Source organism: Pseudogulbenkiania sp. FW507-F1, assembly GCF_058781125.1.
The window spans coordinates 121932-135328 of the sequence record NZ_JBYSWM010000001.1 but is presented as its reverse complement, the minus strand read 5'-3'; the positions used below and the strand labels follow the sequence as shown (position 1 = coordinate 135328).

Annotated in this window: 12 protein-coding genes and 1 pseudogene; all 13 read right to left on the bottom strand. The window is 51.9% G+C overall.

What is annotated here, in order from left to right:
• Window positions 1-31: 31 nt before the first annotated feature.
• The 13 genes and pseudogenes from AC3WG5_RS00695 to rfbB all read right to left on the bottom strand — a co-directional run bounded on the left by AC3WG5_RS00695 (window position 32) and on the right by rfbB (window position 13241).
• Complete coding sequence (locus tag AC3WG5_RS00695; protein ID WP_492567430.1) at window positions 32-1156, bottom strand: glycosyltransferase family 4 protein; 1125 nt, start codon at window positions 1154-1156, stop codon at window positions 32-34.
• Entirely contained in the window at window positions 1156-2382 is a 1227-nt protein-coding gene (locus AC3WG5_RS00690; protein WP_492567429.1) for a hypothetical protein, read from the bottom strand. The genes AC3WG5_RS00695 and AC3WG5_RS00690 overlap by 1 nt, the downstream gene beginning before the upstream one ends.
• A 50-nt stretch (window positions 2383-2432) precedes the next feature.
• A pseudogene (locus AC3WG5_RS00685) lies at window positions 2433-2579 on the bottom strand (DapH/DapD/GlmU-related protein); the annotation flags it as partial.
• Between the two features lie 446 nt (window positions 2580-3025).
• Window positions 3026-4093 (bottom strand): WavE lipopolysaccharide synthesis family protein, encoded by a 1068-nt coding sequence (locus AC3WG5_RS00680; RefSeq protein WP_492567428.1) that lies wholly within the window; start codon window positions 4091-4093, stop codon window positions 3026-3028.
• Window positions 4093-5550, bottom strand: coding sequence for a hypothetical protein (locus AC3WG5_RS00675; RefSeq protein WP_492567427.1), 1458 nt, complete (start codon window positions 5548-5550; stop codon window positions 4093-4095). The genes AC3WG5_RS00680 and AC3WG5_RS00675 overlap by 1 nt, the downstream gene beginning before the upstream one ends.
• 8 nt (window positions 5551-5558) lie before the next feature.
• Entirely contained in the window at window positions 5559-6275 is a 717-nt protein-coding gene (locus AC3WG5_RS00670; protein WP_492567426.1) for a glycosyltransferase family 2 protein, read from the bottom strand.
• Window positions 6272-7858, bottom strand: a complete 1587-nt coding sequence (locus AC3WG5_RS00665) for a phosphotransferase (RefSeq protein WP_492567425.1) — start codon at window positions 7856-7858, stop codon at window positions 6272-6274. The genes AC3WG5_RS00670 and AC3WG5_RS00665 overlap by 4 nt, the downstream gene beginning before the upstream one ends.
• Complete coding sequence (locus AC3WG5_RS00660) at window positions 7855-8226, bottom strand: HAD-IIIC family phosphatase (RefSeq protein WP_492567424.1); 372 nt, start codon at window positions 8224-8226, stop codon at window positions 7855-7857. The genes AC3WG5_RS00665 and AC3WG5_RS00660 overlap by 4 nt, the downstream gene beginning before the upstream one ends.
• 60 nt (window positions 8227-8286) lie before the next feature.
• Window positions 8287-9729 carry a mannose-1-phosphate guanylyltransferase/mannose-6-phosphate isomerase gene (locus AC3WG5_RS00655; RefSeq protein ID WP_492567423.1) on the bottom strand — a complete coding sequence of 481 codons (1443 nt, stop codon included), beginning with the start codon at window positions 9727-9729 and terminating at the stop codon, window positions 8287-8289.
• 113 nt (window positions 9730-9842) lie between these two features.
• On the bottom strand, window positions 9843-10391 hold the full coding sequence (gene rfbC / locus AC3WG5_RS00650) for a dTDP-4-dehydrorhamnose 3,5-epimerase (protein WP_492567422.1): 549 nt from the start codon (window positions 10389-10391) through the stop codon (window positions 9843-9845).
• Window positions 10391-11272 carry a glucose-1-phosphate thymidylyltransferase RfbA gene (gene rfbA / locus AC3WG5_RS00645; RefSeq protein ID WP_492567421.1) on the bottom strand — a complete coding sequence of 294 codons (882 nt, stop codon included), beginning with the start codon at window positions 11270-11272 and terminating at the stop codon, window positions 10391-10393. Before rfbA ends, rfbC begins: the two co-directional genes overlap by 1 nt.
• Before the next feature lie 17 nt (window positions 11273-11289).
• Window positions 11290-12180: a dTDP-4-dehydrorhamnose reductase gene (rfbD, locus tag AC3WG5_RS00640; RefSeq protein WP_492567420.1), complete on the bottom strand. Its 891-nt coding sequence runs from the start codon at window positions 12178-12180 to the stop codon at window positions 11290-11292.
• Window positions 12177-13241: a dTDP-glucose 4,6-dehydratase gene (gene rfbB / locus AC3WG5_RS00635; protein ID WP_492567419.1), complete on the bottom strand. Its 1065-nt coding sequence runs from the start codon at window positions 13239-13241 to the stop codon at window positions 12177-12179. The genes rfbD and rfbB overlap by 4 nt, the downstream gene beginning before the upstream one ends.
• Between the last annotated feature and the right edge of the window lie 156 nt (window positions 13242-13397).

The following is a 13397-nucleotide window of genomic DNA, read 5'->3' as shown; positions in this document are numbered from 1 at the left end:
GCGTTTTATTTTTGTGTGCTGGGTGCTGCAATTAAAGTTTCATTCCCGTTGATATGACTTGAGCACAGTGGCGCCAAGAAAACAGCTCGATATCTTCCTTCTTTCGGAACTGTGCAGCGGGCATTGGGGAGAGTTTCTGAGTGAGTTCTTGGGCAATCATTTCGTCAGTAGAACCAAAATCGACGAAACTGACCCCCTCAAGGTGGCTAGCGATCTCACGAAACACGGGGATATCATTGGCAATAACCGCACATTTTCCGACAGCTTCGAGCATTGGTAAGCCAAAACCCTCGTAAATGCTCGGGAAGACCAGAAAATCGGCATTCCGATACAGTGAGCGTAGAAGCTCGTCGTCAACTCTGCGATGGGTGCGAATATAGGGGGTGGTTTCAATGGCAGTACGAAGATCTATTGGCAGCGCATCACCCCAGCCACCCCCACTCACTATATCTAACTCTACCTGTGCGCTTTTTGTTTTTACTAAAATAAGAAATGCGCGCAGAAACTTTGCAAGGTTTTTCCGTGGCTCAATTGAGCCAACTACCAACAGCTTGATAACCGCCTTTTCCTGTACTGCTTGGGCGGTATCGGTCGAGTCAAAGGTTCCCCCGGGATACGCGACCTGGACATGGCCATTCTCGATGGCAAATTCTGCCAAAAGGTCATGCCGAGTCGTGTCCGATACACAAAAAATTGAGTCGGCAGTTGTTATCGAGCGAGGGACGAGCAGGGTACTGAGGATGCGGTTACTCCAAAGCATCGTATGCGGAAACTTACGAAAAACCAGGTCGTGAACGATAACCGCGCGACAGATTCTTTTGACTCCAAATAAAGGGAGTACATGTTGGGTTCCAAGAAAATGAGTCCCATGTAACCGCTTGGTTATTGCGCCCGCCCTCAGGGTGAGCCATATGGATCCTGGAATACGGCGCCATAGGCTACGATCCACATAGACGCCAATTTCAGTCGGAAGAGGCTGGGCTGTAACAATCGGGCGGTTTGATATTAGAGTTATTTTTGCATGACTCACATTGGGCCATTCGCGTATCATTTGTTCGACGAAGCGGGCTAATCCGTTATGGCTGCCATTAAGTGGCCTTGCATCGACTAGTACATGGCTTTGTTGTTGCCCGGAGAGGCGTGTGACCATCTGCATCAGTCTTTCCTCTTGACAAGAAATGCATGGCTTTCGTAGCGTGAATAGCGTGAGAAAAATTTGATCAGTTGTACATAGCGTGAGACACCAAACAGCTTGCGAAACCCGCCAAGCAGCCATTCGACAACGCTGATTATGCGGCCAAGGTTTGGCACAGTTGCTGCAGAGTAATTGCCCAAAGCCCCTTTGCTTTCGTCGAGCAGACCAGCGTCTTTCAGCTTGAGGTAGAATGGGTGTGTGCTGGAGAAAGGGGATGGCATAGATTCGTCGCGAGATATAACTCGATAGAGACGGCGATGCAATGACGTTACGGGTTTTTTATTGGCAAATATTGCATAGGCATAGGGAATCTTAATAAATTTAGCATAGCCGTTTGCCATCACTTGCTCACGGTAAACATTTGCTAGCTTCAGAAGGGTTCCTTTTAGGAAACGTTCCTGTAAATCTGTTGCGGTGTGCTTGGACAACAATCGGCCCTTGAAATCAAAGCCTGAAAAATGGAAAAGCACTAGCAAATCGTTGTTGGCAAATAGTTTGCCATCAGATTCGGTGATAGTCCGTTCAGCGAGGTTCCAGTGTGCTACATTGACTCCGTAGTTGGTAACAATCTCTAGGTCGTGGTGGAAAAAAACTGGAGCGTAGTCCATCCACTTCTGATCAGTATGTAAACCATCGAAGAAGTCGGCATAGCAATGGGTCATCAGGCGCTCGTTCCACCAGCGCAAAATCGGCCCTGCTGCATTGGTGCGGCGGATCGCACAAAATCCCAGATTAAAAATTCCTTCCCAGAGGTGCTTGTACTCTGGATATGGGTGGTCATCCTCAATTCTGCAGTCGATAAGATGAGGGGCAAGATAGAGTGTCTTGTCTGGTGTCGTGTCAGTGATGACATCCAAACGATTATAAAGGCATGTATCAGGATCTAGATAATAGATTAATTCTACGTCTTCTTCTTTTTTGAAGAGATGTTGAAATATGGCGGGTTTGACCGAGGTGCAAAACTCAGTGATGTTGTATTTGAATGTGAGATCATCAGCTAGTGGCTGGCCTAGCATTTTTGGCACATCAACCAAATTGTACGGGATATGCTCTACATCGATGCTTTCCAAGCCGTCTGCCACGAAGATTGAGAAGCGGGCCTCAGGGTGATAGCTTGATACAGAATTGCCAAGGGTTATAGCAAGGCTCAGGTAGTTTCTGGCTGTAATGGTAAAAACATGAATCATTTTTATTTCCGATAGTCTGTTTCTTCGGGCGATACTTGGGATGCCGGAGCGCGAATAATCGAGGCAGGAACTCCTCCAACGACGCTGAATGCCGGGACATCCCTGGTGACGACCGACCCAGCGCCTATGATGGCTCCAGTACCAATGCGTACCCCTGGAAGGATGCTCACTTTGGAGCCAATCCAGACGCGGTCGCCAATAGACACCGGGCCTTTGGAGTGAAGGATGCGCCGCCCTGGTGGTAACGATGACTCAATTTCTTCTGTTTGGCCGTGTGCATGGTCGCTGATATAGACGTCACTCCCAATTAGTACGTCATTTCCTATTTCTATGCGGTGAATAGCCGCAATATGGCATCGATCATTAAGACTGACATTATCTCCAAAGAAGACAGTGGGTTCAAAGTGAGTTCCATTATGAAAATCAAAAACCTCTAGCCGAAGGTGGTGACCACAGTTAAAGCTATGGCCGACTGTGACATACCGCAACCCCACGAGAGAGAGTGGGCGCTCTAAATAGAAACCGGGACCGGCATTGCGTAACCTATACGAGGTGATTCCAGAGATGAACTGTCTCCATACATGGCACAATAGCCTCAACAAGGTGAAGGCACGGTCGATTGTGCGTGCGAGTTGAGCTGCCATTAGGCCTCCGGTTTGTCCATTAGTGAAGGGTCCAAGTCAAGCGCTTGGGGGCCAAAGTGCCTCACAGCCATCCAATCACGGTGGAAGAAGCGTGCCTTTACGCGCTCCGCCCCATACATCGGGTTCTCAGCCAATTGGTACTCGCGGGCGTGATATTTATTCCAGAATAGATCAACGACTTCTTTGTCAATTATGATGAAATATTCGGACAGGATACGGTAGTAAGTCGCTAGGTCGACTGCTGCTTCATCACCCAGCGATTCTAAATAAGCACGATGAACATAGATTTCTGCAATCCTATCCTCTGATATCTGACGCGGGGTTAGTGACTGACTAGAATACTCAGCGACAGAGATGCTGCGTGGGTCAAGCTCCAGATTCCACATGCGGTGTAGATCATCTATATGGCCAAATTGAAACATATCACACATCGAGTATGGCCTAAACCGGCAGATGTTTATACTGAGTTCAATAATGCGCTGTCGTTGCCGTTTCGGATGTGTCGGAGGGTATTCTTGTAACAATGACAGGAAATATGGCAGTAGATTGGGTGCATAAAATCGCTGGTCGCTGCGTGATTTTAAAACGTATTGACACCCTAATTCTGCTGCGGCTGCTATGCCGATTTGTGTCGAAATTATTTGAAAATTAATATTGTTTGCCCCGCTTTTTTTAGGGGGTGTCGAATATACGACCCGGATTCCTTCCTCGGCTAATGCATCGAGTTTGCTGTCACGTTCAGACTCCCAAGTCGAGATAATAATATGTGCTTCGGGTATCAATCTGCGATAAATGTAAGCAGACTCGATAGTAAAATTGTCTCGGCGTTGAATGGGCCCTTGAATTACTATGGCTACCGATGGTGCCTTGCAAGGCAGGCGAGTCTGCCCGTCAAGGTGAAGGCCTGCCGATTGCTTGGGACGGTGGTGGAATGTGTAAAAACTTGAACGAGAACGCTCGTTTAATGCCAACAGTAACAGGTTCAGGAACTTGCCCTCGCCAGAGAAGTCCCGTGACGCGAATCGAAAGGCATGAAGCAGCCACTTTCGAATCTTGGCTTTGTTCATTATCGTATTTCTCTTTTGATTATGTATGCGGACAGAGCATGCAACGACGCAGCAATAGCAATACCGGTGAGCATCATCGCAGTTAACTTCCAGAGGCCTGTGATCCCTGCCTTGTCCAGCAGCACGTAGCCTGCTGCAATTAGCGCTGCGGCGACTGATGCGGAACGCAAAGTCCCGAGGTAGTGTAGGAAGCTGATGCGATAAATGCGCAGCGCGAGAGCGTAGTTATGTGGGTGGCAGGTGAGGCTTTGCGCCGTGAGGATGGCCAGTGGTACGCCGGTAAAGCCGAACCAGCTGATAAACACGGGCATCGTACCCAGTACGAGTGCCGCTGAGGCGGTAGTGACGAGCACGAAGCGGAAATTGCCTGTGGCCATGGCGGCAGTTGTGAGCGCTGTCTGCTGCCATTCGATAAACATGGCAAAGAAGTAGATGGCGATAAAGGCCGAATCAATGTGAACAGGGCGGCCTACCCAGATGGATAGTATCTCGAAGCGGTTGAGGCCAACGATGACAAGGCAACAGGCGGCAATGAGGGCCGCATTGCGTGTAGTGTTCAGCAGGGTTGATGAGGCCGCTGTCACCGAGTTTCGATATTGGGCTGCAAGTCGCGGGACGATTATGGTTATCGGTAACCCCGCGACGAGTGCTATTCCCGCGATAAGTTGCTGGGTAAGTCCATAGCTTATAGAGAACGAGGCGGGTAGTTGGGCGGCAATGATGAATGGCGTCGCATTGAAAACGAACTGTCCAGGCACTGCTATAGCAATATATCGGCTGGAACTTGCCAGCATCTCTTTCACGGTAGTCCAATGAAGCTGAATTCCTTGGACTTGAAGCCGCCAGTGCTTGCGTAGGCGAGAGAGACTCAGTGTGATTGAGACCAGCGCCGCTGAAGCCCAAGCGATGGGCATACTGTAGAGCCCACATCCAAGTGTCAGTCCGGTTGCACCAGTGACAAACATTGCCGCGACGCTGCCAATGCGGATGATCTTCTCATAATTGTTGTCGTCCATCGCATACAATCCACCCTGCAGTACGTTGCCCAAGACCCGCAGCATTGCTGCTAATGCCAAGGCGATGAGTAGCGGTGCCAACGTGGGATCAATGAGCTCTAGCCAGATGGTTGCGATGCAGGCAAGGATCCCAAGTGTAAGAACACTGAAAAGAACCAAGGTAACCGCTGCTATGAAGCTGGCCATGAGTGTGCTGATGGCGTCCGGTTTATAGGAGGCTTGTGCGAATCGGTGGGGGAGCACGACATTGGCGCCCAGTTCGAACAAAGATACGAAGGGCATTGCCGCCATCATGACGAACCACAGCTTCAAATCACGTTCAACAAGGCTCTGAAAAGCAACTCGAGAAAGAATGACTGCAGAAATGATCTGCAGTGCGCCAGCACCGAAAGTTATGGAATACGTAAACCACCGGTTTGAGGAAGGGGTCACCCATTTCATGTACGGCTTTACTCCCCCAACTGGTGTTTGAGCTGTTCGTAATCGCTTGGGATGCCGCAGTGATCAATAGCCGTTGCTTCAATGAGGCGGTAACGGATGTCACGCCCGCGCTCGATGAGTATGTTATATAAAGGGGCAATATAGAGTTCGCCATTGACGTTCATGCCAGTCTTGATATAGGCATGGAACGCCTCGCGGAAGTCTCCCGCACGCGCGAAGCTGTAAAGGCCGTTGCTACAGAGATCGGATATGCGCTGTTTCTCGGTTGTACGGGCAACCTTGCCTTCTACTGCGGGCTCTATGAATGACCAGCTATCTCCTTCGGCTCGGAAAACTTCTAGAAACCCGTCTCCACACTGATCAGGTGCTGGCCACTGAAATTCGTGGCGAATAGTGTCGATGTTAAAAATCAGCAGTGGTATATCGTCATTGTAGTCAGCGATTCCTAGGGCCACGGATTCTGCTTGTCCACGGGTTTCTTCCGAAAACTCTATGAGACGGTAGTCCCTGATGCCAAGTCGCTGAACCTCACTTGAAACAAAGTTCATGGCATTGTGGTCCGCACGGACCAAGAACAGAAAAGGGGTCGAGCGGAATTGCCGTTCGAAGGAGCGGAGAGAGCGTGAGAATACGGTCTCTCCGCCTAGTGGCAACTGATATTTCGGTACAGAATACCCCGCATTGAAGAAGCGGCTACTGCGGCCAAGCATGGGGATAATGATCATTTTGATGAGTTCTCTTTGGCTACAAGACCAGCGTACAGGCGTAATGCATTTGCTAACAAGGCCGTTTGCCGATTTGGATCATCGGCATGGAGAGGCAGCATGGCAAAAAAAAGTAAAATGGTAAGTGGTAGTACGCTGCTTGGTTTTAGGTCGCCAACGAATGTGCGGTTGATGAACGCCTGCTGGATCGATTTGATACGTTCATCAACATGGATCTCTAGTGATAACGAGCACAGTTGTGGTTGTGGCAGGTATTGCACCTCGAAGGCTCCGGCCATGATATGGTCATATAGACCGATGACCGAATGAGTAAGCTTTGCGAGATCATAGCGCAAATCTCCAAGAATGCTTGGGTGCCCAGAGGCGCTTAATCCTCGAGGATCAACCACCTTGATGCGATCACTACGTGAATCGAAAAGGATGTTGCTGAGGCAGAAGTCGCCGTGCAAGACGCCTGGTAGCAGTACGGTATTGTCTAACCGACCTAGGCAGTACTGCACAATTTTTCTGATCGGTGGTGCATCATGTCCGTTGATTCTGTGGGGGACGTCGAGCCCCGGATGTCCCGATTGCTGGATGAACTCTTCGAGCCGTTGCCAAGTTTTGTGAGCGGCAAGCTCGACTGCTTCTTTCTCGATCTGTTGAGCCGTCTCAATATCGACAGGATGAGCGCTGCAACGTTGCAAAAAATCTGAACATAGCCGGAACACTTTGTCCCAGTAGAAGACGGGATTCTTGCCGTGTACAAATACTTCGTTCAGTGGCGGTAGTGGAAGGTATTCAAGAACGTAGTAAGGCTGACCGGCTGGGTCGTTTCCATGGTCGATAAGTTGGGGGCAAAATAGCCGAAATGACGCCGGCAGGCTGGCAAACCACTGGCTTTCGGCCGCAATTTTGGTGAATGGATGTCCCGTTTTTCTGACGCATCCATCTTTGATGGTTAAGGAGTTAAACGCGCGCTCGGTTGTCATTCGTGCGCGGCTATGGAAATATGTGTTGACATGGCCAAAGTCGTGCCAATTGTCGATGTGCACTCGAGCCATAGGCGTATTTCTGTCGTAGAGGCGCACTGCTTGTGTAAAGCTGCCCGTGGACGACAACAGACTATCACGGAAGCGCCCGGCATGCTGGAAAGCGAAGTAGCCGCACCATACTGATTCCGATGAGAGGCCGGTTTGTTCAACTTCCCATTGATAGTCTTCACTGGTTTTTACAATGCCGATTACATCTAGGCCGTCTGGAAGACTTGCTAGCCAGGTGTCGCCATGAAGCAGATACAGTTCTTCATTGTCTGCTCCGGCTTGTGTGATTGCTTCTGCAACGGACGCTGCCAGGCTCAGTCCTTCATCGTTGTAGACCACACTTACGCTTTGCTGATCAAGGTAGAGTTGATCCTTTTGCGCCAGCGAGTATGACGCTGGTAACGACAAAAATATATTTTGCTTAGGAAAATACCGGCGCAGAGTCGTGACTTGATGTTCGAACAGGCGGCGATTGCCAACGGGTAGAAAGGCGGGTGGCAAGCGGCCGAATTCAATCTGGAACTCTGAGTTTACATAGGCTGCAGACGCGATCAGTATCACTTTTCTCGCCTAAGCAAAGTGGTGATCTCTTCATGGTCATGAGCCAAGAACTCAGACGGCCGGATTGCCCGATCATCGACATAGAAACCTTCATGACCGCACCAAGGTTTTCCGACGTAAATCTCATCATAGGGCACATCGTTTTTGCAAAGCCATTCAATAATGATAGGCAGAGTGTGGGCTGTAATTTTTCCAATATTGCCCTTGTAGGTCCGCACGTTTCGGCTCGTGTGAATTATGATCTCAAAGCCTGCCTCCCGGTATTCCCGCAAGCGTTCGATGACTTCAGGAATTGGTTTGGAGTCAGCATAATTGCCGTCTTCTGTCCGACAGATTGTGTCATCAAGATCAATAACTAAACGCTTCATTTTATTTCCTATACGTAGGGTCTGGGGTGTTTCCTGGCTCTTTCGTTCTTCATTGAGACTTCAGTGCCTTCCATAGGTGTCCTCAAACCGCACGATGTCATCCTCTCCGAGGTAGCTGCCAGATTGCACTTCGATGATTTCCAGAGGAATCGTGCCCGGGTTGGCCAGGCGGTGGATTTCGCCGAGTGGAATGTAGGTGGACTGGTTCTCGGACAGCAGGATGGTTTTGCCACTGCAGGTCACTTCTGCAGTCCCTTTCACTACAATCCAGTGCTCAGCACGGTGGTGATGTTTTTGCAAACTTAGGCTGGCCTTCGGCTCGACCTGAATACGTTTCACTTTGAAACGTTCACCCATATCAATACTGTCATACCACCCCCACGGACGGTGTACCTTGCGGTGCAGCGTGTGCTCTTCCCGCTTTTGTTGCTCGAGTGCGGACACCAGTTTTTTAACGTGCTGGCTTTGGTTACGGTCGGCAACCAAAACGGCATCTGCTGTTTCGACGATTACGAGGTTGTTCACCCCCACCGTGCTGACGAGTCGGCTGGTTGCATGGATTAGGGTGTTTTGCGTGTCAGCAAGGAGTGTGTCACCTTGGGCGACATTGCCGTTTTCGTCTTGCTCACCGACTTGCCAGATAGCATCCCACGAGCCGAGGTCGTTCCAACCAGCCGCCAAGGGTACCATCTGGATAGAGAAGTCTGAGCCAACGCACTTTTCCATTACGGCGTAATCAACTGATTCGCCTGCTATCTCAGAAAAAATTATTTTATCTGGGCGTATAAAGGGGCAGTCGCAAGATCTAGCTTCCCAAGCATGAAGGGTATCTTCCCCAATATCTGGCCGAAACTTTTGGAGTGCTTTTAGCCAAATACTGGCTTTGAGTACAAACATACCGCTGTTCCAGGCATATTCGCCACTGGCCAGATAGGCCTGGGCGGTTTCGTGGCTCGGTTTCTCAGCAAACTGGGTGACGGCATATTCATCATTTGGGCCTGCTTCGCCCTTGTGCCGGATATAACCGTACCCCGTCTCTGGCCTGTCTGGTGTGATGCCAAGGATCACGATGGCTCCCGTAGCGGCCACACGTACGCTTTTTTGCAAAGCTGCTGTGAAGGCCGCGCTATCAGAGACAGTTTGGTCGGCCGGGGTAACGACGAGGATTGGATCATCGCCGTTTGCCGTGGCATGCAGGGCCGCCAACGTGAGTGCAGGTGCCGTGTTACGACCAGCGGGCTCAAGTAACAGCGTTGCCGAAACAGATTTGAGTTCGTGAAGTTGGCCCAGCGCCAGGAAACGGTGTTCTTCATTCGTGGCGACAAGGGTTTCGCCCACCGTAATGTCGTCGGTGCCGATTCCGTTGATGCGCTCTACTGCTTGCTGGAAAAGACTATTGGTGCCAGACAGCACAAGGAACTGTTTGGGGAACCCCGTGCGCGAGAGAGGCCAGAGGCGCGTACCGGAGCCGCCACAAAGAATGACAGGAACAATATGGTTCATGGATTGGATTTCACTCCCCTTGCTATCGTGTGGCTATTTTCTGTCGTAATGGCCCAGAGGTGGGTGCCTAGGTCACCGACCAAGACGGCTATTTTTTCTTTCACTCTTGTGACTCAATCAAAAAATCGTGCTGTCGTAAAAAAGCTAGCCTGCAAATCCTTGGCTGATAGTGAGGGTTGCCCGGCAATAGGCCATTTAATCTTCAGATCCTCAGCATTCCAAATAATGCTGCGCTCATTTTCTGGAGCGTAATAGTTGGTGGTCTTGTACAAAAACTCGGCATGTTCGCTCAGTGTCAAAAACCCATGCGCGAATCCTTCCGGAATCCACAACTGGCGCTTGTTCTCCGCCGACAGATTCATACCCACCCATTGGCCAAAGGTCGGCGACGATTTGCGGATGTCCACTGCCACGTCAAACACTTCGCCAAGCACACAGCGTACCAACTTGCCCTGCGCATGCGGTGGCAACTGGTAATGCAGCCCGCGCAGCACCCCTTTGACCGAGCGCGAATGGTTGTCCTGTACGAAGTTCACCTGGCGACCGATGTCTTCCTCGAATTGCTTATGGTTGAAGCTCTCGTAAAAAAAGCCGCGCTCATCGCCGAATACACGGGGTTCGATGATTTTGACGTCGGGGATGGCGGTATCGATCACCTTCATCAGAACACCTTTTCCTTGAGTAAGTTGAGCAGGTACTGACCATATCCGTTCTTTTTCAGCGGTGCAGCCAGTCTTTCCAATTGTGCAACATCGATATAGCCGAGGCGATAGGCGATTTCTTCCAGACAAGCCACTTTCAGTCCTTGGCGAGCTTCGATAGTGGCAATGAACTGGCTAGCTTCCAGCATCGATTCATGAGTGCCGGTGTCGAGCCAGGCATAGCCACGGCCCATGGTTTGTACATCCAGCAGCTCTTCCTTCAGGTACACAGCATTCACGTCGGTGATTTCCAACTCGCCGCGCGCCGAAGGCTTGATGGATTTGGCGATGTCGACCACCTGCTGGTCGTAGAAGTACAGGCCGGTTACGGCGTAATTCGACTTCGGCTGTGTGGGCTTCTCTTCGATGCTGATCGCCTTGCCGGCTCTATCGAATTCGACCACGCCGTAGCGTTCCGGGTCATGGACATGGTAGGCGAAGACACTGGCCCCGGTTTCCTTCCTGGCGGCATCCTGCAGCAGTTTGGCAAAGTCATGGCCGTAGAAGATGTTATCGCCTAATACCAACGCCGAGTGATCGCCGCCGATGAACGATTTGCCCAGGATGAATGCCTGGGCCAAGCCATCCGGGCTGGGTTGTACGGTGTATTGCAGGTTGATGCCCCACTGGCTGCCATCGCCGAGCAGTTGTTCGAAGCGTGGGGTATCCTGCGGGGTGGAGATAATCAGGATGTCGCGGATGCCCGCCAGCATCAGAGTGCTGAGCGAGTAGTAAATCATCGGCTTGTCGTAGATCGGCAAGAGCTGTTTGCTGACCGCCAGGGTGGCGGGGTACAGGCGAGTGCCGGAACCGCCGGCGAGGATAATGCCTTTGCGTTTCATGCTGTGCTACTTTCGACTTATTTGTAAAGCTGTGAGACCACGTGGACGACGCCTTGTTGCCAGTGCGGTAACGCCAAGCCGAAGTGACGGGACAGCTTACTGCAGTTCAGTCGCGAGTTGGCCGGGCGCGGCGCCGGCAGTGGGTAGGCGGACGTCGGGATCGGTTGGATGGCACTCGGCAAGAGCCGAGGCGGATAGCGCTGTTGCTCGGCCAGACGCACCACGAAGCGCGCATAGTCAAACCAACTGGTCTCGCCGCTGGCGGTCAGGTGGTAGGTGCCGTACTCAAACTCATGGGTTGGCAGTCGATAGCGGCTGATGAGCTGTGCCGTGACGTCGGCAATCAACGCCGCTGGGGTGGGGGCTCCGATCTGGTCCGCCACCACGTTGAGGCTGTCCCGCTCGTGGGCCAGTCTCAGGATCGTTTTGAGGAAATTGCTGCCATGAGCACCGACTACCCAACTGGTGCGCAGGATCAGGTGATGGGAGGTGCAAGCGCGGATGGCTTCCTCCCCCTCCCACTTGCTGCGTCCGTAGACGGACTGCGGGTTGGCCGCGTCCTCTTCGCAATAGGCGCCGTCCTTGCTGCCATCGAACACGTAGTCGGTCGAGTAATGAATCAGCAAGGCATCATTCTGTTCGGCCCACTCGGCCATGACCCTTGGTGCATAGGCATTGACGGCCATGGCCAGCTCGACGTCGGTCTCGGCCTTGTCGACCGCTGTGTAGGCGGCCGGGTTGACAATGATGGCGGGTTGGTAACGATTCAGTGCCGCCACAATACTGGCAGGGTTGGCCAAGTCTATCTCTTGCCGGGTTAGGGCAATGATTTCTCCCAGGGGCGCCAGCGCACGTTTCAACTCGAAACCCACCTGACCGTTGGCGCCGGTAACCAATATCCGGCTCATGCGTTCGCTCCATACTGCTGCGCGACCCAGTCGCGATAAGCGCCACTGGTTACATTGTGGACCCAAGCCTGGTTGTCCAGATACCACTGCACCGTCTTGCGTATGCCGGTTTCGAAGGTCTCAGCCGGCTTCCAGCCTAGTTCACGTTCCAGTTTCCGGGCGTCAATGGCGTAGCGGCGGTCGTGCCCGGGGCGATCCTGTACGAAGATAGCCTGACCCGTGTACGACTCACCATCGGCGCGCGGCTGCAGTTCATCCAAGATTGCGCAAATGGTATGGATGACGCCCAGATTTGGCTTCTCGTTCCAGCCGCCGACGTTGTACGTTTTGCCAGGGATGCCGGCTTCTAGTACGCGGCGGATGGCGCTGCAATGGTCTTTGACATACAGCCAATCGCGTACCTGCTGCCCGTCGCCGTAGATCGGCAGTGGCTTGCCGGCCAAGGCGTTGAGGATGACCAGCGGGATCAGCTTTTCCGGAAAGTGGTATGGGCCATAGTTGTTGCTGCAGTTGGTCGTCAGTACCGGCAAACCATAGGTATGGTGCCAGGCCCGGACCAAGTGGTCGCTGGCGGCCTTGCTCGCGGAATATGGGCTGTTCGGCTCAAAGGCGTTGGTTTCGGCGAACGGTGGATCGTCAGGCTGTAGGGTGCCATAGACTTCGTCAGTGGAGACATGCAGGAATCGGAACGATTGCTTATCCGCAGTAGTCAGATCGTTCCAGTAGCCACGGACGGTCTCAAGCAGGTTGAACGTGCCGACTACGTTGGTCTGGATGAACTCTCCTGGCCCACTGATAGAGCGGTCGACGTGCGATTCGGCAGCAAAATTGATCACGGCACGAGGGCAGTGTTCTGTCAGTAGCCGTGTGACGAGTTCTCGGTCGCTGATATCGCCATGTACGAACAGATGGCGTGGATCTCCCTTGAGCAGTACCAGGGTGTCGAGATTGCCGGCATAGGTCAGCTTGTCGAGGTTGATCACTGGCTCTTGGGTGCCTGCGAGCCAGTCGAGTACGAAGTTACCACCGATAAAACCGGCGCCGCCAGTAACAAGGATCATGAATGCTGCATTCTTGAAGTTGGTTTGGTATTGCTATGCCAATATGGTTAGCTGCAGTAAACAAAAGGTGGTCGCTTGTTTGCAGACTGTCAGCACAGAATGATTTGAGATTTTCGCATGTAACGATAGTGATGCTCTACCCCTTAAATTAGGATC